Annotated in this window: 20 protein-coding genes; 11 read left to right on the top strand and 9 right to left on the bottom strand. The window is 68.9% G+C overall.

Annotation, left to right across the window (positions count from 1 at the left end):
- Positions 1 to 120 precede the first annotated feature (120 nt).
- The 3 genes from EJO71_RS00610 to EJO71_RS00600 are packed head-to-tail and all read right to left on the bottom strand — an operon-like array spanning position 121 to position 3705.
- Positions 121 to 1857: a cobalt chelatase gene (locus EJO71_RS00610; RefSeq protein ID WP_125947288.1), complete on the bottom strand. Its 1737-nt coding sequence runs from the start codon at positions 1855 to 1857 to the stop codon at positions 121 to 123.
- A complete protein-coding gene (locus EJO71_RS00605; RefSeq protein ID WP_125947289.1) occupies positions 1854 to 2837 on the bottom strand; it encodes an AAA family ATPase in 984 nt (327 codons plus the stop codon). The genes EJO71_RS00610 and EJO71_RS00605 overlap by 4 nt, the downstream gene beginning before the upstream one ends.
- Positions 2838 to 2862: 25 nt before the next feature.
- Positions 2863 to 3705, bottom strand: coding sequence for an IclR family transcriptional regulator (locus EJO71_RS00600; protein WP_125947290.1), 843 nt, complete (start codon positions 3703 to 3705; stop codon positions 2863 to 2865).
- 161 nt (positions 3706 to 3866) lie between these two features.
- On the opposite strand from EJO71_RS00600, the gene xsc reads away from it, so the two are divergent.
- Both xsc and EJO71_RS00590 read left to right on the top strand, forming a co-directional pair.
- Positions 3867 to 5690: a sulfoacetaldehyde acetyltransferase gene (gene xsc / locus EJO71_RS00595; protein WP_125947291.1), complete on the top strand. Its 1824-nt coding sequence runs from the start codon at positions 3867 to 3869 to the stop codon at positions 5688 to 5690.
- Between the two features lie 14 nt (positions 5691 to 5704).
- Positions 5705 to 6907 (top strand): acetate/propionate family kinase, encoded by a 1203-nt coding sequence (locus EJO71_RS00590; protein ID WP_125947292.1) that lies wholly within the window; start codon positions 5705 to 5707, stop codon positions 6905 to 6907.
- A 6-nt stretch (positions 6908 to 6913) separates the two neighbouring features.
- On the opposite strand, the gene EJO71_RS00585 is transcribed toward EJO71_RS00590, so the two are convergent.
- On the bottom strand, positions 6914 to 7834 hold the full coding sequence (locus EJO71_RS00585) for a LysR family transcriptional regulator (RefSeq protein ID WP_125947293.1): 921 nt from the start codon (positions 7832 to 7834) through the stop codon (positions 6914 to 6916).
- A gap of 83 nt (positions 7835 to 7917) precedes the next feature.
- Between EJO71_RS00585 and EJO71_RS00580 the strand changes: the two genes are divergently transcribed.
- Genes EJO71_RS00580 through EJO71_RS00570 form a run of 3 tightly spaced genes read left to right on the top strand, consistent with a single transcriptional unit; the run spans position 7918 to position 12529 of the window.
- Complete coding sequence (locus EJO71_RS00580; RefSeq protein ID WP_125947294.1) at positions 7918 to 10857, top strand: molybdopterin oxidoreductase family protein; 2940 nt, start codon at positions 7918 to 7920, stop codon at positions 10855 to 10857.
- Positions 10854 to 11591 carry a 4Fe-4S dicluster domain-containing protein gene (locus EJO71_RS00575; protein ID WP_125947295.1) on the top strand — a complete coding sequence of 246 codons (738 nt, stop codon included), beginning with the start codon at positions 10854 to 10856 and terminating at the stop codon, positions 11589 to 11591. Before EJO71_RS00580 ends, EJO71_RS00575 begins: the two co-directional genes overlap by 4 nt.
- A 5-nt stretch (positions 11592 to 11596) precedes the next feature.
- The gene (locus EJO71_RS00570) at positions 11597 to 12529 is read left to right on the top strand and encodes a DmsC/YnfH family molybdoenzyme membrane anchor subunit (protein ID WP_125947296.1); all 933 of its coding nucleotides are present in this window, start codon (positions 11597 to 11599) and stop codon (positions 12527 to 12529) included.
- Here the strand turns inward: EJO71_RS00570 and EJO71_RS00565 are convergent.
- Both EJO71_RS00565 and EJO71_RS00560 read right to left on the bottom strand, forming a co-directional pair.
- Entirely contained in the window at positions 12526 to 13455 is a 930-nt protein-coding gene (locus EJO71_RS00565; RefSeq protein ID WP_125947297.1) for an SMP-30/gluconolactonase/LRE family protein, read from the bottom strand. The genes EJO71_RS00570 and EJO71_RS00565 overlap by 4 nt on opposite strands.
- Before the next feature lie 59 nt (positions 13456 to 13514).
- Positions 13515 to 14645 carry a serine hydrolase domain-containing protein gene (locus EJO71_RS00560; protein WP_137860452.1) on the bottom strand — a complete coding sequence of 377 codons (1131 nt, stop codon included), beginning with the start codon at positions 14643 to 14645 and terminating at the stop codon, positions 13515 to 13517.
- Between the two features lie 144 nt (positions 14646 to 14789).
- On the opposite strand from EJO71_RS00560, the gene EJO71_RS00555 reads away from it, so the two are divergent.
- Both EJO71_RS00555 and EJO71_RS00550 read left to right on the top strand, forming a co-directional pair.
- A complete protein-coding gene (locus tag EJO71_RS00555) occupies positions 14790 to 15446 on the top strand; it encodes a response regulator transcription factor (protein ID WP_125947299.1) in 657 nt (218 codons plus the stop codon).
- Positions 15443 to 16858: an ATP-binding protein gene (locus EJO71_RS00550; RefSeq protein WP_125947300.1), complete on the top strand. Its 1416-nt coding sequence runs from the start codon at positions 15443 to 15445 to the stop codon at positions 16856 to 16858. The genes EJO71_RS00555 and EJO71_RS00550 overlap by 4 nt, the downstream gene beginning before the upstream one ends.
- On the opposite strand, the gene EJO71_RS00545 is transcribed toward EJO71_RS00550, so the two are convergent.
- The 3 genes from EJO71_RS00545 to EJO71_RS00535 all read right to left on the bottom strand — a co-directional run bounded on the left by EJO71_RS00545 (position 16827) and on the right by EJO71_RS00535 (position 19718).
- Positions 16827 to 18263 carry a DUF2314 domain-containing protein gene (locus tag EJO71_RS00545; protein WP_125947301.1) on the bottom strand — a complete coding sequence of 479 codons (1437 nt, stop codon included), beginning with the start codon at positions 18261 to 18263 and terminating at the stop codon, positions 16827 to 16829. The genes EJO71_RS00550 and EJO71_RS00545 overlap by 32 nt on opposite strands.
- 36 nt (positions 18264 to 18299) lie before the next feature.
- Positions 18300 to 18821, bottom strand: a complete 522-nt coding sequence (locus EJO71_RS00540; RefSeq protein ID WP_125947302.1) for an Lrp/AsnC family transcriptional regulator — start codon at positions 18819 to 18821, stop codon at positions 18300 to 18302.
- Between the two features lie 123 nt (positions 18822 to 18944).
- Positions 18945 to 19718, bottom strand: a complete 774-nt coding sequence (locus EJO71_RS00535) for a DeoR/GlpR family DNA-binding transcription regulator (RefSeq protein WP_125947303.1) — start codon at positions 19716 to 19718, stop codon at positions 18945 to 18947.
- Between the two features lie 225 nt (positions 19719 to 19943).
- Here EJO71_RS00535 and deoC point away from each other — a divergent pair, with 225 nt between their 5' ends.
- From deoC to EJO71_RS00515, 4 genes are all read left to right on the top strand, one after another.
- A complete protein-coding gene (gene deoC, locus EJO71_RS00530) occupies positions 19944 to 21002 on the top strand; it encodes a deoxyribose-phosphate aldolase (protein ID WP_125947304.1) in 1059 nt (352 codons plus the stop codon).
- Positions 21003 to 21007: 5 nt separating this feature from the next.
- The gene (locus EJO71_RS00525; RefSeq protein ID WP_125947305.1) at positions 21008 to 23434 is read left to right on the top strand and encodes an aldehyde dehydrogenase family protein; all 2427 of its coding nucleotides are present in this window, start codon (positions 21008 to 21010) and stop codon (positions 23432 to 23434) included.
- Positions 23435 to 23556: 122 nt separating this feature from the next.
- A complete protein-coding gene (locus EJO71_RS00520; RefSeq protein WP_125947306.1) occupies positions 23557 to 24009 on the top strand; it encodes an RbsD/FucU family protein in 453 nt (150 codons plus the stop codon).
- A 5-nt stretch (positions 24010 to 24014) separates the two neighbouring features.
- Positions 24015 to 24977 (top strand): ribokinase, encoded by a 963-nt coding sequence (locus EJO71_RS00515; protein WP_125947307.1) that lies wholly within the window; start codon positions 24015 to 24017, stop codon positions 24975 to 24977.
- Positions 24978 to 24988: the final 11 nt, after the last annotated feature.

The raw sequence follows: 24988 nt of genomic DNA, 5'->3' as shown, positions 1-24988 counted from the left end.
TGGCGTTCCTTGTTGTTCCATATATTGGAACAACGTTCTTGAATTTGAAACGCAATGTATGAACCCGACGCGCCCTTTGTCAATCGGGGACTTGGATGTAGTTCCAAAGGCCTCAGCGGCTCAGCGCCGATGACGTCCAGCCATGAGCTCGATCACTTCGCGGAAGATGCTGTTGCCGCTGGAGGTCGCGAGGTCGAGCACATGGCTGCGGCTGTAGTAGGGGCTCAGGTCGAGGCCCACGCCGATGCCCGCGATGGCGATGTCGCCGCGTTGTTCCTGGCGCGCCACCACGTCGCGCAGGTGGTGGTCGAGGTAGTGCTCGTCGTTGGCCAGGTGCGTGGCGCTGTCCATCGGCGAGCCGTCGGAAATCACCAGCAGCAGCTTGCGTGCTTCGCCGCGCTGGCGCAGCCGCATGCAGGCCCAGTCGACGGCCTCGCCGTCGATGCCTTCGCGGAACAGGTCGGCCTTGAGCAGCGCCGCCATTGCCGGGCGCGCACGGCGCCATGGCGTCGCAGCGGCCTTGAAGACGATGTGGCAACGCTCGTTGAGCCGGCCCGGATGCGCTGGCCTTCCGGCGCGCACCCATTCGCGCTGCGGGCGCCCGCCGTTCCATGCACCCGTCGTGAAGCCCAGCACCTCGCTGGCCGCGCCTGCCTGTTCGAGCGCGCGCGCGAACACGTCGACCATCATCGCCACCGACTCGGCGTGCTCCTTCATCGAGCCCGAGCAGTCGATGAGAAAGGTGACGATGCAGTCGGCCGCCGGCTCCATGCGCTCGGTGCGGAAAAGGCGGCGCTCGGTGGGCGAGGCCACGAGCTGCGCGAGGCGGCGGCCGTCGACCAGGCCTTCTTCCTGTGCACCGTCCCAGCCGTCGCGCTCGGGCTCGGCCAGCAGCGCACGCAGTTCGCGGGCGAGGCGGGCGATGTTCACGCCTTGCGCGGCGATGCGGCGGTCGAGCTTCTCGCGATGGCCTGCGAGCACCTCCTTGCGCGCGAGCGTGGCGGCGTCGTGCTCGCGGTCGTAGGCATCGGAGAAGACGCGGTAGGCGCCGCCCGCGCCATCTAGCACGGCGCTGCGGCCCGACTCGGCGGTAGTGAAGCGCTCGACGATCTCCTGGTCCATGTCGGCCACGAGACTGAACACGCTGCGCTTGTCGTCCACATGCGGATCGCGCGCGGCATCGCTGCCTTCTTCTCCAGCCTCGTGCAGCATGGTTGCGACGGTGCGCGCGATGGCACGGGCGTGCGCGGCGTAGGCGGCCTGGTCGGTGCGATCCTTTCGCAGGCCAGCCAGGGCATGGCCGATCAACGGCGCGAGCGCGAAGCGCGTGGCTTCAAGCATGTCTTCGGTTTCTTCGACGACCTGTTCGCCGCTGACGCGCGCACGGCAGATCTGCGCCACGGCGTACAGCAGCAGGCCACGCGCCGTGTCGGTCAGGCCCGAGTGATGGAAGGCGAGCGACCACTGTTCGTGCCGGTGCCGAAGGTTGTGGCGCATGCCGGCCATGAGCTCGGGCGCGAGCGCTTCCACGCGGAACTGCTCGAGCATCTCGAACAGCATGCGCTCGACCGGCTCCTCGGGGCGCAGGCGCTCGTGCAGCGCGGCATCCGACTGGGTGAGCCGCAGCGCGAGCCCGTCGGCCACGCCGCGAAACGATGCGAAGTCGTCGGTGTCCGGCGAAGGATGCAGGTGCGGCGCGAACCATGGAAGCGCCAGGCGGCCGCGATGCAGCCGCCGCCCGCGAAAGTGCAGGTCGGGTTCGCCGCTGAAGGCGCGCACCACGCCGGCGCAAAGCTCCGCGACCTGTTCCTCCTGCCGCACGCGGCGCTGCATCGCGCTCGCGGGTCCGGCAGTCATTCGCGCGTGCCTGCGGAGAGCTGGTGCGACTCCTTCAGTTCGCGGTCGAAGCAGCGCTGGAAGTACTCGGCCACCAGCGGCCGCTCGGCGTCGTCGCACTTGTTGACGAAGGAAAGGCGGAATGCCAGCGCCGGGTCCTTGAAGATCTCGACGTTCTCGGCCCAGGTGATGACGGTGCGCGGCGACATCAGCGTCGACAGGTCACCCGCCGCGAAGCCCTTGCGCGTGAGGTCGGCCACGGCAACCATCGACGCGACGAGCTTCGTGCCCGCTTCGTCGGCCAGCGAAGGCACGCGCGCCTGCACGATGGCGATTTCTTCCGCGGCCGGCAGGTAGTCGAGCGAGGCCACGATGTTCCAGCGGTCGATCTGCGCGTGGTTGAGCCGCTGCGCGCCGTGGTACAGCCCGTTGAGATTGCCCAGGCCCACCGTGTTGGCCGTGGCGAACAGGCGGAAGAAGGGATGCGGGCGCAGCACCCGGTTCTGGTCCATCAGCGTGAACTTGCCGTCGCGCTCCAGGATGCGCTGGATGACGAACATCACGTCGGGCCGGCCCGCGTCGTACTCGTCGAAGATCAGCGCCACCGGCCGCTGCAGCGACCACGGCACGATGCCTTCCTGGAACTCGGTGACCTGCCGGCCCTCGCGCAGCACCACCGCGTCCTTGCCGACGAGGTCGAGCCGGCTGATGTGGCCGTCGAGGTTCAGGCGCACGCACGGCCAGTTCAGCCGCGCCGCCACCTGCTCGATGTGGGTCGACTTGCCGGTGCCGTGCAGGCCCTGAACCATCACGCGCCGGTCGCGCGTGAAGCCCGCGAGGATGGCGAGCGTCACGTCGGGATTGAAGCGGTAGACCGCGTCGATCTCGGGCACGTGGTCGTCGCGCTCGCTGAAGGCGGGCACGCGCAGGTCGGTGTCGATGCCGAATACCTCGCGCACGCTGAGCATCCGGTCGGGTCGAAGGTCGGCGGTGTCGGTCATGGCGGTTCCCGGAGATGTGTGGTGGTCAGGCCTGCGCGCGATCGGAGGCGGCGTCGGCGTCGATGCGGCTGAGCGCCTGCGCCGCGCGCTGCAGCGCGGGCAGCAGCGTCTTCGCCTTGGCGGCATCGAGCCGCATCACCGGCGCCTGCACCGCGATGCAGAGGTTGGAGGGCGCGTCGTCGCCAGAGGGCACCAGCGTGGCGATGCACAGCAGGCCCGGCAGGAACTCTTCGTGGTCGATGGCGTAGCCGTCCTTGCGCACGCGCTGCACTTCCTTCTCCAGCGCCTCGGGGTCGGTCAGCGTTCTTTGCGTGTACGGTTCCAGCGGCGCGTGCGAGAGCAGCCGGCGGCGCTGCGCAGCGCTCATCTGCGAGAGAAAGATCTTGCCGCTGGCCGAGCAATGCACCGGCACGCGCGAGCCCGAGTGCAGGTAGAAGCGCAGCGGCGCGGCGGTTTCCACGCGGTCGAGGTAGACGACCTCGCTGCCCGAAAGCGCGGTGAGGTTGCAGCTCTCGCCGATCTCTTCCACCAGCTGGCGCAGCACCGTGTGGCGCGCACCGTGCAGGCTGTCGTTGAGCAGCAGGTTCTCGGCCAGCCGCCGAAGCCGCGTGCCGATGCCGTAGTGCCTGCCGTCGCCCTCGCGCTGCAGCAGGCCCGCGCCTTCGAGCTGCTGGAGCATGCGGTGCAGCGTGGGCTTGGGCAGGCCGGTTTCTTCGACGAGGCCCTGCAGCGAGTAGCGCTGGTCCTTCGCTGCCATGACTTCGAGCAGCGCGAACAGGCGCATGGTGGGCGAGTCTCCACCCGGGCCCGCCGGCTCCTGTTGCGCTTCCGGCGTGAGGCCTTTGACGATTTTCATGGCGCGGATCATATGCGTTTTACAAAAAAAGAGACGATTCGTTCCGTTTTTTGTAAATTGTTTGACGCAAGGCGGATGGCGTCCTATATTCCGCCGAAACGAATTCCGGAACAAGAAGTTCCGACTTTTCGCGCTTCAACCCACTGCCCCCATCCCTTCAGGAGACGCCTTCCATGAGCCAGAAGCAACCCGCCGCACCCACCCGCGAAGCCGTCAAGGGCGTGCAGAAGATGACGCCCTCCGAGGCCTTCGTCGAGACCATGGTCGCCAACGGCGTGACCGACATCTTCGGCATCATGGGCTCGGCCTTCATGGACGCGATGGACATCTTCGCGCCCGCCGGCATCCGCCTGATCCCGGTGGTGCACGAGCAGGGCGGCGCCCACATGGCCGACGGCTATGCGCGCGTGTCGGGCCGCCACGGCCTCGTGATCGGCCAGAACGGCCCCGGCATCAGCAACTGCGTGACGGCCGTCGCGGCCGCCTACTGGGCGCACAGCCCTGTCGTGATGATCACGCCCGAGACCGGCACCATGGGCATGGGCCTCGGCGGCTTCCAGGAGGCCAACCAGCTGCCGATGTTCCAGGAGTTCACCAAGTACCAGGGCCACGTGAACAACCCCAAGCGCATGGCCGAGTACACGGCGCGCTGCTTCGACCGGGCCATCTCCGAGATGGGGCCCACGCAGCTGAACATTCCGCGCGACTACTTCTATGGCGAGATCCAGTGCGAGATCCCGAAGCCGATGCGCGTGGAGCGCGGCGCGGGCGGCGAGAACAGCCTGAACGCGGCCGTCGAGCTGCTGGCCTCGGCCAAGTTCCCGGTGATCCTCTCGGGCGGCGGCGTGGTCATGGGCGACGCGGTGGAAGAGTGCAAGGCACTCGCCGAGCGCCTGGGCGCGCCGGTGGCCAACGGCTACCTGCGCAACGACTCCTTCCCCGCGAGCCACCCGCTGTGGGCTGGCCCGCTGGGCTACCAGGGTTCCAAGGCCGCGATGAAGCTGATCGCGCAGGCCGACGTGGTGCTCGCGCTCGGCTCGCGCATGGGCCCCTTCGGCACGCTGCCGCAGCACGGCATGGACTACTGGCCGAAGGAGGCCAAGATCATCCAGGTCGAGGCCGACCACACCAACCTCGGCCTGGTGAAGAAGATCACCGTGGGCATCCACGGCGATGCCAAGGCCACGGCCAAGGAACTGCTCAAGCGCCTGCAGGGCAAGACGCTGGCCTGCGATGCCAGCAAGGCCGAACGCGCCGACAAGATCAAGGCCGAGAAGGCCGCGTGGGAAAAAGAGCTCGACGAGTGGACCCACGAGCGCGACCAGTTCAGCCTCGACGTCATCGAGGAAGCCAAGGGCGAGAAGACGCCCACCGGCGGCAGCTACCTGCACCCGCGCCAGGTGCTGCGCGAACTCGAGAAGGCCATGCCGCCGCGCGTGATGGTCTCCACCGACATCGGCAACATCAACGCCATCGCCAACAGCTATCTGCGCTTCGAGGAGCCGCGCAGCTTCTTCGCGCCGATGAGCTTCGGCAACTGCGGCTACTCCCTGCCCACCATGATCGGCGCGAAGTGCGCGGCACCCGATCGCCCGGCCGTGGCCTATGCCGGCGACGGCGCATGGGGCATGAGCATGGTCGAGATCATGACGGCGGTGCGCCACGACATCCCGGTGACGGCGGTGGTCTTCCACAACCGCCAGTGGGGCGCGGAGAAGAAGAACCAGGTCGACTTCTACAACCGCCGCTTTGTGGCGGGCGAACTCGAGAGCGAGAGCTTCGCGGGCATCGCCAAGGCCATGGGCGCCGAGGGCATCGTGGTCGACAGGCTCGAGGACGTGGGCCCGGCGCTGAAGAAGGCCATCGACATGCAGATGAATGAAGGCAAGACCTGCGTGATCGAGATCATGTGCACCCGCGAGCTGGGCGACCCCTTCCGCCGCGATGCGCTGTCGAAGCCGGTACGATTCCTCGACAAGTACAAGGACTACGTCTGAACTCAAGCCACTCCATGACCGGTTCGCTGCTGACGCTCAACGCAGGTTCATCCTCCATCAAGGTCGCGTTGTTCGACGCGGCAGGCGATGGCGATGCCGCGTTGCCGGCGGCGCGCTGGTCGGGGCAGGCCGACGGGCTCGGCGCGGGCCTGAAGGCGCGGCTGCGCGTGCGCGATGCCGATGGGCAGACGCTGCACGACACGCCGCTCGAAGGCGCGCAGGCCTCGCACCAGGGCGCGCTCGCGGCCCTGCTCGACTGGCACGCGAAGCAGTCCGGAGGAGGGCGCATCGCGGCAGTGGGCCATCGCATCGTGCATGGCGGCGCGGACTTCGTGGCCCCGGTGCGCATCGATGCGGCCGTGCTCGACGCGCTGGCGCGGCTGGAGCCGCTGGCACCGCTGCATCAGCCGCACAACCTTGCGGGCGTGCGCGCTGCTATGGCCGCCTTCGACGGCGTGCCGCAGGTGGCGTGCTTCGACACCGCCTTCCACGCGGTGCAACCGGAGGTCAACCGCCGCTTCGCGCTGCCGCGTGCGCTGCATGACGCGGGCGTGCGGCGCTACGGCTTCCACGGCCTTTCCTACGAATCGATCGTCGCGCAGTTCGCGGGCATCGCACCCGAACTGGCGCAGCGGCGCGTGATCGTCGCGCACCTGGGCAACGGCGCTTCGATGTGCGCCATCGCGCAGGGCCGATCGGTCGCGACGACCATGACTTTCTCTCCGCTCGACGGCTTGACGATGGGCACCCGCTGCGGCCACATCGATGCGGCCGTCGTGCTGTACCTGATGCGCTCGCAGAGCATGTCGGCCGACCGGGTCGAGGCGCTGCTGTTCCGCGAATCGGGGCTGCTCGGCATCTCGGGCGTGTCCAGCGACATGCGCGTGCTCGAGGCTTCGGCCGAGCCTGCCGCTGCGGAGGCCATCGGCCACTTTGCGGAACAGGTAGTGCAGCACATGGGCAGCCTCGCGGGGGCGCTGCGTGGTGTCGACGCCATCGTGTTCACCGGCGGCATCGGCGAGAACGGCGCCGCGCTGCGCGAACGCATCCTCGAAGACTGCGAATGGCTGGGCGTGAACGTCGATGCCGCAGCCAACCGAAGTGGCGCCGCGCGGCTCACCACTGCCGAGAGCCCGGTGAGTGCCTGGGTGCTGCGCACCGACGAAGAAGCGGTGATCGCGCGTCACACGGCGCGCGTGCTGCAAGCCGGCGGCTGAAGATTCCTAGCGGCGCGGAACGATGGCGCCGCAGTGGCGCAGGAAGTCGGCCGTCGCGCGGCCCAGCAGCTTGTCGCGGTGCATCACCGTCGCGAGCCGCCGCACGCCTGCCGGCAGCCGCGTGCGCAGCTCGACCAGATGCCCGTCTTCCAGCGCCTGCGCCACCGTGTAGCGCGAGAGGCACGCGAGCCCCGTGCCCGATGCCACCACCCGCTTGATGGCCTCGGTGCTGCCCAACTCGAAGCCCACGTGCACCTGCTCCAGGTTCTGGATCAGCCATGCGTCCGTTACCTGCCGTGTGCCCGAGCCGTGCTCGCGCAGCACCCACGTCGCTTGCGAGAGCTGCCTGTGCGTGGCGATGCGCCCCGCCAGCTCGTGGCCTGGCGCGGCGACGATCACGAGTTCGTCCTCGCGCCAGGCGCGCACCACGAGGTCGGGGTGCGTCTGCGGGCCTTCGATGAAGCCCACGTCCACGTCGAAGCCCGCGACCGCCTCGATCACGTCGTGCGTGTTCGCGATGTGCAGGTGCACCTGGCTCTGCGGGTGCTGCGCGGTCCAGGTTGAAACCCGCTCCGGCAGCAGGTATTCGCCGATGGTGAAACTGGCCGCCACACGCAGCGGCGCCGCATGCTCGCCGCTGAAGAGCGCCTCGACCTCGGCCGCCTGGTCGAGCAACGCCTGTGCCTTGGGCAGCAGCGCGCGGCCGTTCTCGTTGAGCACCAGCCGGCGGCCGAGCCGGTCGAAGAGCTGTACACCCACGGAAGACTCCAGGTCGGCCAGCGCGCTGCTCGCGGCCGATTGAGAGCGCGCGATGCGGTCGGCCGCGGCACGGGTGCTGCCTTCGCGCGCCGTGGCGACGAACACCTCGAGCTGCCGCAGGTTGAGGCGCAGGCGCTGGCTCTGTGCTTGATCTGTTTTTCCGGTCATGGTGAGCGATATTCTCTGCTTTTTCGTTTGATCGAGGCTGCATAACATCGCACGGACCCCGCCTGAAAACAAAGGACCGCCAAGTGTTCAGCTTCCTGTCTCGCGAGCCCGTGCACGACCCGCTGGTCGCGCCCACGCCCACGGCCGACACCACGGTCAAGACCACCACCTGCTACATGTGCGCCTGCCGCTGCGGCATCCGCGTGCACCTGCGCGAGGGCGAGAAGGGCCCCGAGGTCCGCTACATCGACGGCAACCCGAACCACCCGCTGAACCAGGGCGTGATCTGCGCCAAGGGCTCCTCGGGGATCATGAAGCAGGTGTCGCCCGCGCGCATCACGCAGCCGCTGCTGCGCAAGGCCGGCAGCGAACGCGGCGCGGGCGAGTTCGAGCCGATCAGCTGGGAGCGCGCCTACGACATCCTGACCGAGCGCCTCGCGAAGATCCGCGCGACCGATCCGAAGAAGTTCGCGCTCTTCACGGGGCGCGACCAGATGCAGGCGCTCACGGGCCTCTTCGCGCGGCAGTTCGGCACGCCCAACTACGCGGCACACGGCGGCTTCTGCTCGGTCAACATGGCCGCGGGAATGATCTACACCATCGGCGGCAGCTTCTGGGAGTTCGGCGGCCCCGACCTGGAGCGCGCCAAGCTCTTCGTGATGATCGGCACGGCCGAGGACCATCACAGCAATCCGATGAAGATCGCGATCAGCAAGTTCAAGCGGGCTGGCGGGCGCTTCATCTCCATCAACCCGGTGCGCACCGGCTATTCGGCGATTGCCGACGAGTGGATTCCGATCAAGCCCGGAACGGACGGCGCGCTCTTCATGGCGCTGCTGCACGAGTTGATCGGCAACGAGCTCGTGGACCACGCCTTCCTCAAGCGCTTCACCAACGCGCCGCAGCTCGTGGTGCTCGACGACTGCGAGCGCGAAGGGCTGTTCGCCTTCGACCCCGAGCGCGGCCCGCCGGGCGACGGCCGCAATCCGCACAACAAGCTGGTGTGGGACAAGGCCAGCGGCGGCGTGAAGCCCGCGTACCCCGAAGGCATCGTCGACGGCTGCGACCCGGCGCTCGAAGGCCACTACACGTTGCCCGACGGCACGCGCGTCGCGCCTTCGTTCCAGCTGCTGCGCGAACGCGTGGCGAGCTGCACGCCCGAGTGGGCACAGGCCATCACCGGCATCGACGCGGCGCGCATCCGCAAGCTGGCGCGCGAGATGGGCGAGACGGCGCTGAAGCAGGCCTTCGAGCTGCCGATCCCGTGGACCGACGCGTGGGGCAAGAAGCATGAAACCACGCAGGCGCGGCCCGTGGCCTTCCACGCGATGCGCGGGCTGGCGGCGCACTCCAACGGCTTCCAGACGGTGCGTGCGCTGGCCGTGCTGATGAGCGTGCTCGGCACCATCGACGCGCCCGGCGGCTTCAGGCACAAGGCGCCGTATCCGCGGCACATCGTGCCGAACTACCGCGCGTTCAACGACCCCGGCATGATCCAGCCGAACACGCCGCTGAATGCCGCGCCGCTGGGTTTTCCGGCCAGCCCCGACGAGCTGGCGATCAACCCCGACGGCTCGCCGATCCGCATCGACCACGCGTTCTCGTGGGAGCACCCGCTGTCGGCGCACGGGCTGATGCACAACGTGATCACCAACGCGGTGAAGGGCGACCCGTACCGCATCGACACGCTACTGATCTTCATGGCCAACATGGCCTGGAACTCCAGCATGAACACGATGGCGGTGCGCGAGATGCTCAACCGCAAGGACGAGAAGGGCGAGCACATGATCCCCTTCCTCGTGGTGTGCGACGCCTTCCAGAGCGAGACCGTGGCCTTCGCCGACCTCGTGCTGCCCGATACCACCTACCTCGAGCGGCACGACGTGATGGGCATGCTCGACCGGCCCATCTCGGAGTTCGACGGCCCGGTGGATTCGGTGCGCATTCCGGTGGTGCCGCCCACGGGCGAGTGCAGGCCGTTCCAGGAGGTGCTGATCGAGCTGGCCTCGCGGTTGAAGTTTCCGGCCTTCACCACGCCCGAGGGCGGGCGCAAGTACAGCGGGTATCCCGACTTCGTCGTCAACTTCGAGCCGCAGCCGGGCATCGGCTTTCTCATGGGCTGGCGCGGCAAGGACGGCACCGAGCACCTGCGCGGCGCGCCCAATCCGAAGCAGTGGGAGGCCTATGCGCAGAACAACTGCGTGTTCCAGTACCACATGCCCGAGACCATGCACTACATGCGCAACTGGAACCGGGAGTACCTCGACTTCGCGAAGGACAAGGGCTGGCGCCAGCGTAACGACCCGGTGCAGCTGGCGCTGTACTCCGACACGCTGCAGAGCTTCAGGCTCGCCGCGCAGGGCAAGAGCCCGGGGCGGCAGCCGCCCGATGCGCTGCGCGAGCGCATCGACACGTATTTCGATCCGCTGCCGTTCTGGTATCCGCCGCTCGAAGAGGCCGCGACCGACCTTGAGGCTTTTCCGCTCAATGCGCTCACGCAGCGCCCGATGGCCATGTACCACTCGTGGGACTCGCAGAACGCGTGGCTGCGGCAGATCCACAGCCACAACTACCTGCACGTGAACCCGGTGACCGCACAGGCCGCGGGCATCGCCGACGGCGGCTGGTGCTGGGTCGAGAGCCGCTGGGGCAAGGTGCGCTGCATGCTGCGCCACAGCGAGGCGGTGGAGCCCGGCACGGTGTGGACCTGGAACGCCATCGGCAAGGCCGACGGCGCGTGGCAGCTCGCGCCGGGCGCGGACGAGGCGCGCAAGGGCTTCCTGCTGAACCACCTGATCAGCGAGGAGCTGCCTTGCGCAGGCACCGCGAGCGGAACCATCAGCAATTCCGACCCGGTGACCGGGCAGGCAGGCTGGTACGACGTGCGCGTGCGCATACGGCCGGCCGAACCGGGCGAGCCCGAAGAGAGCTATCCGCAGATCGCGAGCATGCCGGCGGTGCCCGGTGTATTGGGCAAGGCGGCGAGCGTGCTGACCTACTTCGCCGGAAGGAGCAGGAAATGATGCAGTGGCTCAAGGACCTGATGGCGCCGGCCCCGGCCTTCGTGCCGTCGCCCGCGGGCGGTAGCCGCCGCGCCGAGCAGGGCGAGACGCTCGCCAAGCAGCTCGCGCTGGTCATCGACCTCAACGTCTGCGTGGGTTGCCATGCCTGCGTGACCTCGTGCAAGCAGTGGAACACCTCCGGAAGCGCGGGCCCGCTGGCCGACGAGCGGCCCTACGCCGCCAACCCCACCGGCACCTTCTTCAATCGGGTGCAGACCTACGAGGCCGGCGAGTTCCCTGGCACCGAGACCATCCACTTCCCCAAGAGCTGCCTGCATTGCGAAGACCCGCCCTGCGTGCCCGTGTGCCCCACGGGCGCGAGCTACAAGCGCAAGGAAGACGGCATCGTGCTGGTCGACTACGACAAGTGCATAGGCTGCAAGTACTGCGCATGGGCCTGCCCCTACGGCGCGCGCGAGCTCGACGAGGAGCGCCAGGTCATGACCAAGTGCACGCTCTGCGTGGACCGCATCCATGACGAGCAGCTGCCCAAGGAAGACCGCAAGCCCGCGTGCGTCAAGGCCTGCCCGACCGGCGCGCGGCTCTTCGGCGACGTGAAGGACCCGGAGTCGGAAGTGTCGAAGGCGATCCGCGAGCGCGGCGGCTATCAGCTCATGCCCGAGTGGGAGACCAACCCGGCCAACCGCTACCTGCCGCGGCGCATCACGCCTGCAGGGCAGGACGCACAGGAATAAGCCGCATGCATCCCGCGTTCTCCATTCTTTTCTTCACCACGCTGGCTGGCGCCGCGCAGGGGCTGGTGTTCGCGCTCGCGCTGGCGGTGCTCTTCGGGCTCGAACTTGCGCCGGGTTTCCTTGGGCTGGCACTGGGCGTGGCCGAGGTGCTGCTGGTGGCCGGGCTGGCCGCCTCGTTCATGCACCTGGGCCGCAAGACGCGTGCATGGCGCGCGGTGCTGATGTGGCGCACCTCGTGGATGTCGCGCGAGGTGATCGTGCTGCCGGCCTTCATCGCGCTGGTGGCGGTGTGGGGGCTGTCGCTGCGGGCCGGCATGGGGGCGCCGTGGTCGTGGCTGCTGCCCTTGTTCGCGCTGTGGGGCGCGGTACTGCTCTGGTATTGCACGGCGATGATCTACGCCTGCCTTCGCTTCATCGAGGAATGGGCGCATCCGCTGACCATCGTCAACTTCACGCTGATCGGGCTGTCGTCGGGGCTGGTGCTGGCCTGTGCGATGGCGGCGCTGGCCGGCGAGGCGCGCTTCGTGCAGGTGTTCGGGCCCTGTGCGCTCGTCGCCACCCTCGCGGCGTGGGCTGCGCGCGGCACGGCGCTCCGGCGCAATGCGGGCATTCGCCACAAGTCGACGCTGCAGTCCGCCACGGGCATCCGCACGCAGAAGCTGGTGCAGAAATCGATGGGCATGTCGGCCGGCTCGTTCAACACGCGCGAGTTCTTCCATGGCGCGTCGCTGGCGGCGCTGGGAAACATGAAGCTGGGCTTCCAGCTGCTGGCCTTCGTGCTGCCCGCGCTGCTGCTGGCCTGGGGCATTGCGGGAGCCGGGGCGATGCCATGGCTGCTCGCGGCGCTGGTGCAGGCGCCGGGGCTTCTGGCCGAGCGCTGGTTCTTCTTCGCGCAGGCCCGGCACCCGCAGAACCTGTACTACCAGGTCGTTTCCTAAGCCTCGAAGTTCAGTGCGAGGCCGGGCGTCGGCCAGTCGTCGATGGCGATCAGCCGCCCGCTGCCCGAGAGCGTCACGTAGGCCGTGCGCCGCTCGCGTCCGCCGAAGCAGATATTGGTGGTGTAGCGATCGGGCAGCGGCACGTGTTCGACCGTGCTGCCGTCGGGCGCCACGATGCTGATGCCGCCGTGCAGCAGCGTCGCCACGCAGAGATTGCCCAGCGCGTCGACCGCCATCGAGTCGAAGCGCTGGTAGTGCCCGCCCGGCGAGGCGCAGAGCATGCGTCCGCCGTGCGGCGAGGGCCAGCCGTCCTTGCGCACGCGGCCCGGCGCGACGATGTCGAAGGCCCAGACGCGCGCGCCCTCTGTCTCGGCGTAGTAGAGCGTGCCGCTATCGGGCGAAAGCGCGATGCCGTTGGGCGTCATCACCGGCCGCGCGATCACGCTGGCGGCGCTGCCGTCTACATGGCCGTAGAACAGGCCGCCGCGGTCCATGTCGCGCTCGCGCACCTTGCCCAGGTCGGTGAAGTAGAAACCGCCGTGCGCGTCGAACACGATGTCGTTGGGGCCGCACAGCGCGCCGCCTTCCACCGTGTCGTACAGGCGCTCGGCGCGGCCGGTGGCGAGGTTCACGCGCTCGATGCGTCCGCCCGAATAGTCCTCGGCCTGCCCCACGGGCCGCAGGCAGCCGTCGGCCTCGGTGTGCCATCTGAAGCCGCCGTTGTTGCAGACGTAGACGGCGCCATCGGGTCCGATGGCCGCGCCGTTCGGGCCGCCGCCCAGGTCGGCCACCACCTGCACGAGCCCGTCGGCGCGCACGCGGGTGAGCGTGCCGCGCGCGATCTCGACCAGCAGCACGGAGCCGTCGTCCATGGCGATCGGTCCCTCGGGAAACTGCAGGCCGGTGGCGAGTTCGCGGATGCGCATCGGAAGCTCCTCGGTGGTCGGGTGGCGCTCCAGTTTGCGCCAGATAGCGCCGGCGCGGCTCAGTGCAGCAGCGCCCGCATCAGCCGGTCGATGTGCAGCCGCATCACGAAGCTGCAGCGGCTGAGCCTGCAGCGCAGCTGCGCGAAGAGCGGCCTGGCGGTGGGCGTGTCGCTGGCCAGGCCGGCCATGAGCCGGTCGAGCAAGGCCGAGGCGCGCGGGCCGTCGCTGCCCTGGCCGGCAAACGACAGCACGAAGTTCGCGCTGCCGCCGTCGGTGTCGATGATGGCGTCGGACTGCGCTTCGGCCAACGAGGCTTCGGCGCCGCGCGCGTGCCGCAGCACGGGGCGACCCTGGACGAGCGCGCCGGTCCATCCGAGCGCGTAGCTGCCGGGCGAGAGACCGCGCAGGCGCTCCACGTAGCCGAAGGGCAGGGGCGTTTCATCGCCCTGCAATGCGCGCAGGTGCCAGCGCAGCCAGCTCGCGTAGGTCGACGCGGTGGTGGCGTAGCGGTTGGCCGGCATGATCGCGTCGAGCCAGGCCTGCGGGCTGGCGCGGTCGCGCGCGTCGGCTTCGCGCCATGTGCCGGCGATGCCGAGCGGACGGGTCAGTTCCTGCTCGAACATCGCGCGGTAGCTCAGGCCGGTGGCACGCTCCATCATCGTGGCCGCGAGCGCGTAGCCGGCATTCGAATACAGGAAGCCAGTGCCCGCTGCGGGCGGCTGCCGCACCAGCCAGCGCGCGAAGAAGAGGCGGCGCCCGGCGTCGGTCGTGGGCAGCGCACCGGCCGGGACGGCCTCGGGCAGGACGGCCAGGAAGCGGCGGAACTCGTCTTCGGTGGTGAAGGCCGGCAGGCCGGCGCGGTGCGCGAGCAGGTCTTCGAGCGTCACGTTGCGGTAGGCCGGCAGCATCATGCGCCGCAGCTCGGGCAAGGCCTCGGCGATGCGCGTGTTCCAGCGCAGGGCGCCGCGCTCGACCAGGCGCGCGGCGATCATGGCCGTCATCGCCTTCGCGTCGGCACCGACCGGAAAGAGCATCCTGGCGCCGGCCAGGCCTGCTCCGCCGAAGTCGCTGCCGGCCGGCGTGACGTGGCCCGTCACCGCATCGGCGGATTGCTGCAGGCCGGAGCTGGCAGGCCGCGTGCCGGTATCGTCGTTGCCGCAGCCCGACAGGAAGGCGGCGGCGAGGAGCATGGTTGCGAGGGTGGTGTTCACTCTGTGCGACTCCGGAATGCTCGAGGGCTCTGGAAGATCGTGAGGCTCTGGGATGAGGAGCGAAGCATTGTTCTTCGCCGAACCTTTGGCAATGCTTAAGGTTCCCCCCGGACAATCCGGATGATGCACCTCCTGCTCATAGAAGACGACCTTGACCTGGGCCGCGCCCTCTCGCAGGCCCTCAAGGCCGAGGGTTTCAGCATCGAGTGGCTGCGCCGCATCGCCGACGCCCCGCGCTCCCTCGAAGGCGACGCCTGCGGCTGCGTGCTGCTCGACGTGAGCCTGCCCGACGGCTCGGGCCTGCAATTGCTCTCGCGCTGGCGCCGTTCGGGCGTGACGGTGCCCATCGTGGTCATCACCGCGCGTTCCGCGCTGGAAGACCGGCTGGCCGGCCTCGACGGCGGCGCCGACGACTACGTGGTCAAACCCTTCGCCACGCCCGAGCTGGTGGCGCGTATCCATGCCGTGCGCCGGCGCTATGCGCACCAGGCCAGCGACGTGTGGTCCTTCGGCGAACTGGAGATCGAGCCGCGCAGCCATGTGGCGCGGCTCGGCGGCGCCGCGCTCGACCTGTCTCCGCGCGAATTCCAGCTCGTGCTGGAGCTCGCGCGCGAGCCCGGCGCTGTGATTCCCAAGGGCACGCTGTCGCAGCGGCTCGACCCGCTGGGCGAGCCGGTGGACTTCGGCGCTATCGAGGTGCACGTGTCGAACCTGCGCCGCAAGATCGGCGCCGAGCGGATCAAGACCGTGCGCGGCGTCGGCTACATGCTCGCGCCATGATGTGGCTGTTTCGCCGGAGCCTTGTGCGGCGCGTGGCGCTGTCGCTGATGCTCGCCTTTGCGCTGGCCTGGGGCGTGCTGGTCGTCTACATGTACCTGAGCTTCAGCTGGACCATGAACACCGACTCGAATGTGGTGCGCGCCGGCCGGGAGATCAACGCAGGGCTGGCCGGCATCGAGAACGAAGACGTCGCCGCCGGCGTGATGGACACGATGGGGCGGATCATCAACGAGCTGCGCCGCAGCGAAGGCGGCCTGCCGGGCAACGTGGTTTTCCAGTTGAAGAACCGCGAGGGCCGGCTGCTGTACGTTTCCCCCGAGATCAAGGGCCTTGCGCTGCGCGGCGAGCCCGACAAGATGGTGGACGTGACGCTGGGCGGCCAGCGCTACTGGCTGTACGAAGGCAGCAGCGCGCGCTGGCAGGTGTGGCTGGGCGAACCGCACTCGGGCATTCCGTGGCTGATCGGCCTCTTCGGAAGTTCGCTCTTCATGCCTTTCCTCATCGCGTTTCCGTTCGTGCTCGCGCCGGTGTGGATCGCCGCGGCACAGGGCATCAAGCCCCTGCGCCTGCTCGGCGAGCGCATCCAGACGCGTGGCGCGGAAGACCTGTCGCCGCTGGGCGTCGACCCGAAGTACGCCGAGCTGAAGCCGCTGGTGAGGGCGCTGGAAGACCTGCTGGCGCAGCTGCGGGGCAAGGTCGAGCGGGAGCGCTCGTTCGTGAACGACGCCGCGCACGAGCTGCGGACGCCGTTGGCGGTGATCGGCGCGCAGGCCCACGTGCTTTCGCGCTCGACCGATCCGCAGGAGCGGCAGGAGGCCGCGCAGCATCTCGCGCATGCCATCGCGCGTGGCTCGCATCTCATCCAGCAGTTGCTGGAGCTGGCCACAATGGACGGCGCGGAACGCCCCGAAACCCAGTACATCGACGTCGCCGAACTGACGCGGCGGCATCTCGCGCAGGCATCGAGAGACGCCGACCACCGGCGGCTGGAGCTGATCCTCGAGTCCGAGGACAGCCTGGTCTTCGAGCTGCCCGTGCCGCTGTTCGAATCGGTGCTGCGCAACCTGCTCGACAACGCTGTGAAGTATGTCGAGAGCGGTGGCCAGGTCGTGGTGACGTTGCGGCGCGAGGCGCGGGAGCTTGTGCTCTCGGTGGTCGACAGCGGACCGGGCATTCCGGTCGAGGAGCATGCGCTGGTGTTCGAGCGCTTTCATCGCGGCTCCGGCACCGTGGCGCAGGGCACGGGGCTGGGTCTTTCGATCGCGCGGCAGGCTTGCCAGCGAATGGCCGGCACCATCGGGCTCGCGCAGGCGCCGGGCGGCCGGGGGTGCGCGTTCACCGTCGTCATTCCCGGCGGGCCGTCTGCGGCCGCCGCTGGCGCTACTTCTTCGCGCCCTGCATGCGCGCGATGATCTTCGAAGTCTCGTTGCCCTCGTTGCGGCCATCGGGGTAGCGGCGCATGTAGTCGAAGACCTTGGCCTGCGAGACCTTCACCATCTGGCCGGCGTGCAGGCCCGGCACGTCGACAGGTTCGTTCTTCAGCAGGCCTTCGATGGCGTCGCCGTTCCAGCGCGCGACCTCGACCCACATCCATTCGTTGCCGCCGTCGCGCGTGGTGAACGGCGCTTTCACGAGGATGTATTCGCCCGGCTGCAAGCCCTTGGCGAAAGCCTCGCGCAGCTTGGGCAGTTGCGCGGTGGCGGCCTTGCTGGCGGCGAGCAGTTCGTCGTTGTGCTTCACGCGGGTCACCGAGTCTTCTCCGGTGCCGAAGACCGAGCTCACCATGGCGTCCTGTTGCGCATAGCGGTCGGGGCCCTTGTAGCGGTCGAAGCGAATTTCGTAGAGCCTGTTCTGCGGATCGCCGCTTTCCCAGGTGCCGTTGACCAGCGAGAGCTTGGCCACGGCTGCGGCGTTGGGCTTCAGGCCCGTGAGCATCGGGTCGCGCGCGGCGGCATGCCTGAGCGCGCGCAGGTCCATGTCGAACTGCCCAGGCCGCGCCAGCGTGATGCCCTCGGCCATCGCCTGCGAGAAAGCGTTGACGAGGCTGCCCATCGGCCGGTTGCTCGACCACGAGAAATCGCTCACCACAACGTCGGGCAGGCCGAACTTGCCCATGCCGAGCGTGATGGCCCGCACCATCTCGCCGCTGCGGTAGGCGTGGATGATCGTGTGCTGCGAGACGTCGGGCAGGCCGTTGGCCCAGGTGTCGACGCGCCGCTTCTGCCATTCGTCGGGCGAGAAGACTTCGCGCGTTTCCTCGTCCCACAGGAGGCCACCGGTGTCCCGCGCGACCTGCAGCGTGACCAGCAGCGCCTTCTGCATCACGGCCAGAGATTGCTGCGAGGGGTGCGCGAAATCGAGGATCAGCGCCTTGTCCGCCTTCTGCAGTGCTTCCGCCTGCTCGCGCGTAATGCCGCGGCCGAAGCGCTGCAGCGACTCCATGTCGGGCGCGCGGTATTCCTTGAGCACCGTGGTGGTGTTCCAGTTAGCGAAGACCACGGGCGCGGTGACGGAGGAGGGGGCTGGAAGCGACGCCAGGAGCTTCGGGCTGCCGGCGGTCTTGCCGAGCACGCCGCGCAGCGCGGCCATCGGATCGGCAGTGGGCGCCTTGGGGTAGTAGATGGCGAACTGGAAGCGGATGGGGCCGGTCCGCAGCGGCGAGCTTGCGGGCACCGGTGCTCCGGGTATGGCCTTGGCAGCGCTCTGTTCCGCGGGCTGCGGCGCGGCCGGCGTTGCGGCAAAGGCCGTGCTGCTCATCGAAAGAACGAGTGCGGCGAGCGCGAGGCGGGAAAGAAGGAGCGTCTTGGGCAAGGTCATGTGCGTGTCGTTTTTCTTGCTGGTGCCAGTACGAGGCTAGCCGCGCCGCGAACCCGAGGCGCGCGGCGTGCCCGGCAGCAGATGGTCAAGCGGCAGCGCGGCTTCCGACTTGATCTCGCGCAGCACGATGCTGGAGCGCACGTGCGTCACGCCGGGCAGGCTGAACAGCACCTCGTGCAGGAAGCGCTCGTAGTGCTTCATGTCGGGCACGGTCACGTTGAGGATGTAGTCGGCCGGGCCGGTGGCCGACACGCAGCGGATGATCTGCGGGCTGGCGGCCACGGCCTCCTCGAAGCGCTGCACCATCGCCTCGCTGTGGCGGTCGAGGTTCACCTCGGCCACGGCCGAGACGTGCAGGCCGACCTGCTCGGGATCGACCAGCGTCGTGTAGCCGCGGATGACGCCGGCGGCCTCCATGTCCTTGATGCGCTTCCAGCAGGGCGTGGGCGACAGGCCCACCGCCTCCGAAATCTGCTGCACGGTCTGGCGGCCGTCATGCTGCAGCGCGGAGAGGATCTTGAGGCAATGCTCGTCGAGGGAAACGGGGCCGGCATTCATCGCGGGATCGAAGGTAGTGGGTGGGGTGTGTGGACCGGATGCCGGTCCACGCCATCGTCGCGATTCTCCTTGATCGATGCGGCCGGGCAAGGCCGTGCGCAGGCCGCTGCGAAGCGTTTCTTTCTACGCGTATTCCAGCGGCAGGTCCTTGAACTGCTTCTTCAAGGCGGCCTCCGGCGAGCCGCCGACCACGATGCGCGCGAAGGCATCGAGCGGACTGAAGAAGGCGGGCCTCAGCGTGCCGAGCTTGCTTTCGTCCAGCACCAGAAAGCTCTGCGATGCGCTGCGGATGGCTGCCTGCTTCACGGGCACTTCGTGGAAGTTGGAGCAGCTCGCGCCGCGTTCCAGGTCGACTCCGCCCGCGGAGATGAAGGCCTTGTTCACGCCCAGCCTGCTGAGGTATTGCAGGCCCTCGTCGGAGAAGAAGGTGGCCGACGAAGGGTGGTACAGCCCGCCCAGCAGCATCAGCTGCGTGTTCGGACGGCGGCTCAGCACCGAGGAAATGTTCGTGGAGTAACACACTACGCTCAGCGGCATCTCGGGCGGCAGCGCCTCGGCGAAATGGGCCATGGTGGTGCCGCAGTCGATGAACAGGCTGTCGTGCGGCTGCACCAGCCCGGCGGCGCGCTCGCAAGCCAGGCGCTTGTTGGCCGCGTGCTGGTCGCCGGCTTCGTCGAGCGAGTAGCGCTCGGCGCCCGGCAGCGTGGTCGCGAGCACGTAGCCTCCGAGGGCGCTGAGGGGTGATCCAGGCGACGACAGGTCGCGGCGGATGGTCATTTCCGTCACTTCGAGCTGCTGGGCCGCCTGCTTGATCGGCAGCGGGCCGCCGGCCTCGACGAGTTCCTGCATCCTGGCCAGGCGCACGGCCCGGGCCTCGGCTCCGGCGGTTCTTCGCATGTTCGGTCTCCTCAGGTCCACGTGCCGGAGTATCGGTCATCGCAAGCCGGGTTGATGTTGTTGAAAAAACATATTGCACAAATAAATGTTCTTGTAATAACATTTGTGCCAACACAAACAACATCATGGCAGCGCCGCCACGCGACGCAGCCCGGAGACAAAAGACATGCCCCTTGCCTGCCCGCCGCAGCCGCGGCCTTCGCGCGCCACGGCGCCAGTTCATCCATGACCTCCACTTCCCTCGTTCGCCCCAGCGGCGCGGTGCGCTCGCGTCCGGCTGCGCCGGCCTCGGCCACAGCAGCAGCGCCGACGACGCCCGCGCAGACCCACGTCGCCGTTCCTCGCAACACCGCCCAACCCTTCGATACCGGCTGGATCGACGGCATCCGCTTCAACCTCTCGGCCGCCGAGCGCCGCGTGGCCACGCTGCCAGGGCGCCGTTCGGTCAAGAAGGACGCGCAGGCGGCCTGGCTGCTGAAGGCGATCACCTGCATCGACCTGACCACGCTCAGCGGAGACGACACCGCCGAGCGCGTGAAGCGGCTCTGCGCCAAGGCCGCGATGCCGGTGCGTCCCGACCTGCTGGCCGCGCTCGGCTTTGCCGACCGCAAGCTGCACACCGGGGCGGTGTGCGTCTACCACCGCTTCGTGTCGACCGCCGTGGAGGCGCTGGCCGGCACCGGCATTCCGGTGGCGGCGGTGTCCACGGGCTTTCCGGCGGGGCTGATCCCGCACGAACTCAAGCTCAAGGAAATCGAAGCCTCGGTGCGCGACGGTGCGGCGGAGATCGACATCGTCATCACCCGCGAGCACGTGCTCGCGGGCCAATGGAAGAAGCTCTACGACGAGATGCTCGACTTCCGCCGCGCCGCCGGCGAGGCGCATGTGAAGGCGATCCTCGCGACGGGCGAGCTGAAAACGCTGCGCAATGTCGCGAAGGCCTCGATGGTCTGCATGATGGCCGGCGCCGACTTCATCAAGACCTCCACCGGCAAGGAGGGCGTGAACGCCACGCCGCTGGTCACGCTCGCGATGCTGCGGATGATCCGGCAGTACGAGGCCCGCACCGGTTTCCGCGTGGGCTACAAGCCCGCCGGCGGTGTTTCCACTGCGAAGACGGCGCTCGACTACCAGGTGCTCATGAAGGAAGAGCTGGGCCGCGACTGGCTCGAGCCTGATCTTTTCCGCATCGGCGCATCCACGCTGCTGGCCGACATCGAGCGCCAGCTGGAGCACCACGTCACAGGCCGCTACTCGGCCTACAACCGCCACCCGATCGGATGAGCCCGATGAGCAACAACAACAGCAGCAACAGCAGCGTCGCGCGCTACTTCGACACCATGGACTACGGCCCCGCGCCAGAGAGCGACACCGACGCGCGCGAATGGCTCGCGCGCCATGCCGAAGGTTTCGGCCACTTCATCGACGGGCGCTTCACGCCTGCATCGGAGGGCGCGCATTTCGACACGGCCGAGCCGGCCACCGGCCAGCGCCTGGCCCGCATCGCCCAAGGTTCCGCGAAGGACGTGGACGCCGCGGTGGCGGCGGCGCGCGCCGCGCAGCCCGGCTGGTTCGCGCTCGGTGGCCATGGCCGTGCGCGGCATCTCTACGCCCTGGCGCGCATGGTGCAGCGCCACGCACGCCTGCTCGCCGTGGTCGAGGCGCTGGACAACGGCAAGCCGATCCGCGAGACGCGCGACCTCGACGTGCCGCTGGCCGCGCGCCACTTCTATCACCATGCCGGCTGGGCGCAGCTGCAGGAGCGCGAGTTCGCCGACCAGGTGCCGCTGGGCGTCGTCGGCCAGATCATTCCGTGGAATTTCCCGCTGCTGATGCTCGCGTGGAAGATCGCGCCCGCGCTCGCGCTGGGCAACACCGTGGTGCTCAAGCCGGCCGAGTTCACGCCGCTGAGCGCCTTGCTCTTCGCCGAACTGGCGGCGCAGGCCGGCCTGCCGCGCGGCGTGCTCAACGTGGTGACCGGCGACGGCGCCACGGGCGCGGCGCTGGTCGCGCACGAGGGCGTGGACAAGATCGCATTCACCGGATCGACGGAAGTAGGGCGGCTCATCCGCACCGCCACGGCGGGCACGGGCAAGTCGCTCACGCTGGAGCTGGGCGGCAAGTCGCCCTTCATCGTGTTCGACGACGCGGACATCGACGCTGCCGTGGAAGGCGTGGTCGATGCCATCTGGTTCAACCAGGGCCAGGTGTGCTGCGCCGGCTCGCGGCTGCTGCTGCAGGAAGGCATCGCCGACGACTTCATCGCGCGGCTCAAGCGCCGCATGCAGACCTTGCGCGTGGGCCCGCCGCTGGACAAGGCGATCGACATGGGCAGCCTGGTCGACGCCACGCAGCTAGAGCGAGTGCGCTCGCTGGTGGCGACCGGCGTGCGCGAGGGTGCGAGCTGCTACCAGGCGCCGTGCGCGTTGCCACCGGGTGGCAGCTTCTTTCCGCCGACGTTGCTGACAGGCGTGCAGCCCGCCTCCACCGTCGCGACCGAGGAAATCTTCGGGCCCGTGCTGGTGACGATGACCTTCCGCACCCCCGACGAAGCCGTCGCGCTGGCCAACAACACGCGCTACGGCCTCGCCGCCAGCGTGTGGAGCGAGACCATCGGCCTCGCGCTGGGCATTGCGCCGCAACTGCAGGCGGGCGTGGTGTGGGTCAACGCGACCAATCTTTTCGACGCGGGCGTGGGCTTCGGCGGGTACCGCGAGTCCGGCTACGGCCGCGAGGGCGGGAGAGAGGGCTGCTACGAATACCTGAAGCCGCGTGCCTGGGCGCAGCGCAAGCCGCGCACTGCCGTTGCGGCTGTTGCTTCGGCAGCGGCGGCGAACGAGAGTGCGGATGTGAAAGAGCCGGCGTTGCCCGCCATCGACCGTACCGCCAAGCTCTTCATCGGAGGCAAGCAGGCGCGGCCCGACGGCGAACTCTCGCGCCCGGTCTTCACTGCCAACGGACAGCCTGCCGGCGAGGTGGGCGTGGGCAACCGCAAGGACATCCGCAACGCCGCCGCCGCAGCGCGTTCGGCGGCGGGCTGGTCGAGCGCGACGCCGCATCGCCGCGCGCAGGCGCTGTACTACCTCGCGGAAAACCTCTCGGCCCGCGCAGGCGAATTCGCCGCGCGCATCGCGAGCCTGAGCGGCGTTCCTGCGAAAGCCGCGCAGGCCGAGGTCGACGCATCGGTGAGCCGTCTGTTCGCCTATGGCGCCTGGGCCGACAAGTACGAGGGCACGGTGCATGTGCCGCCGCTGCGCGGCGTGGCGCTGGCCACGGTCGAGGCGATCGGCGTGGTGGGCGTGGTGTGTCCCGACGAGGCCCCGCTGCTGTCCTTCGTGAGCCTGCTCGCGCCGCTCCTGGCCATGGGCAACCGCACGGTGGTCGTGCCGGGCGAGAAGCATGCGCTGGTCGCCACCGACTTCTACCAGGTGCTCGAAACCTCCGACCTGCCGGCGGGCGTCGTCAACCTCGTGACCGGCCCGGCCGCGAGCCTCGCGCGCACGCTGGCGGAGCACGACGACGTCGATGCGCTCTGGGTCTTCGGCGCGAAGGAACTGTCGCGCGAAGCCGAGCGGCTGTCTGTGGGCAACCTCAAGCGCACCCTGGTCGACCACGGCCTGGCCACCGACTGGCACGACGCCGCATCGGCCGAGGGCCCCGCATTCCTGCGGCATGCCACGCAGGTCAAGAACATCTGGATTCCCTATGGCGAATGAGTGCGCGGCTTTTGTCCGCATCACCGGAACCAAGGGAAATCCCCGAAAGGAAAACGTTTGCGCAAACGTTTTCTTTGTCTAGGATCGCAACCGCGAAAGCCGTTCCATTTCGAGGAGACCGCATGCTGAAGTCCATTCATCCGCTGCTCAACGCCGATGTGCTCTACGCCCTGCGCGCCATGGGCCATGGCGACGAGCTGGTGCTGTGCGACGCCAACTTCCCGGCCGATTCGGTCGCACGCCAGACTGCGCTGGGCCGGCTGCTGCGCATCGACGGCGTGGGCACCGCCGAGGCGGCGCGCGCCATTCTTTCGGTGCTGCCGCTGGACAACGCGGTGGACGATCCGGCGCGGCGCATGGAGATCATGGGCGCGCCCAACGAGATTCCGCCCGTGCAGCAGGAGATGCAGCGCGAGATCGATGCGGCGGAAGGACGCGCGCGGCCGATGGGCTCCATCGAACGCTTCGCCTTCTACGAGGCCGCGCGCCGCGCCTACTGCGTGATCGCCACCGGCGAGCGCCGCTTCTACGGCTGCTTCGTGTTCAAGAAGGGCGTGCTCGCCCCCGAGGCCTGATCGCGATGACTGCCTTTTCCTCGCAACAGCATCAACAGCAACAACACGGCGTGGCCGTGCTCGGCATCTTCGTGGCGGACCTCGCCTTTCGCGCGGCCGACCTTCCGGGCGTGGGCCAGACCATTGCCGGCTCCGGCTTCGCCATGGGCCCCGGCGGCAAGGGCTCGAACCAGTCGGTGGCCGCCGCGCGTGCCGGCGCCCGGGTGACCTTCATCTCCAAGCTCGGGCAGGACGCCTTCGGCGCCAATGCGCTGGCACTTTGGGCGCAGGAAGGCATCACGCCGCGCGTGCCGCAGGTGACGACGCAGCCGACCGGTGCGGCCTTCATCTACGTGCACGAGGTCACGGGCGACAACGCCATCATCGTGGTGCCCGGCGCGGCGGCGCTCATCGACTCCGCCGATGTGGAGGCTGCCGCCGATGCCATCCGCGGTGCGCGCGTGTTCGTCACGCAACTGGAGCAGCCCGCTGGCGCCGCGCAGCGCGGGCTCGAGCTTGCGCGCGCTGCCGGCACCGTGACGGTGTTCAACCCGGCGCCGGCGCTGCCCTTCGACGACGCGCTCTACTCGCTGTGCGACTACATCACGCCCAACGAGCACGAGGCCGCGGCACTGAGCGGCATCGCGGTCGAGACCATCGAGGACGCGCGCCGCGCGGGTGACTTCTTCCTCGCGAAGGGCGTGGGCTGCGCACTCATCACGCTCGGCGACAAGGGGGCGCTGCTGCACAGCGCGAGCGAATCGGTGCACCTGCCCGTGTTTCATGCCGGCGCGGTGAAGGAAACGGCCGGCGCGGGCGATGCCTTCAACGGCGGCTTCGCGGCCGCGCTGGCCGAGGGCGCGTCGCCGCTGGAGGCCGCGCGCTTCGGATCGGCCGTGGCGGCCATCTCGGTCACGCGCGCGGGCACGGCACCGTCGATGCCCACGCGCGCCGAAGTCGATGCGCTGCTGGGTCGGGCAGTGGCCTGAACCGCGAGCAG

Source organism: Variovorax sp. 679 (assembly GCF_003952185.1).
Classification (GTDB): domain Bacteria; phylum Pseudomonadota; class Gammaproteobacteria; order Burkholderiales; family Burkholderiaceae_C; genus Variovorax.
Note: the sequence above shows the minus strand (reverse complement) of the source record. Positions and strands in the feature narration are given on the sequence as shown.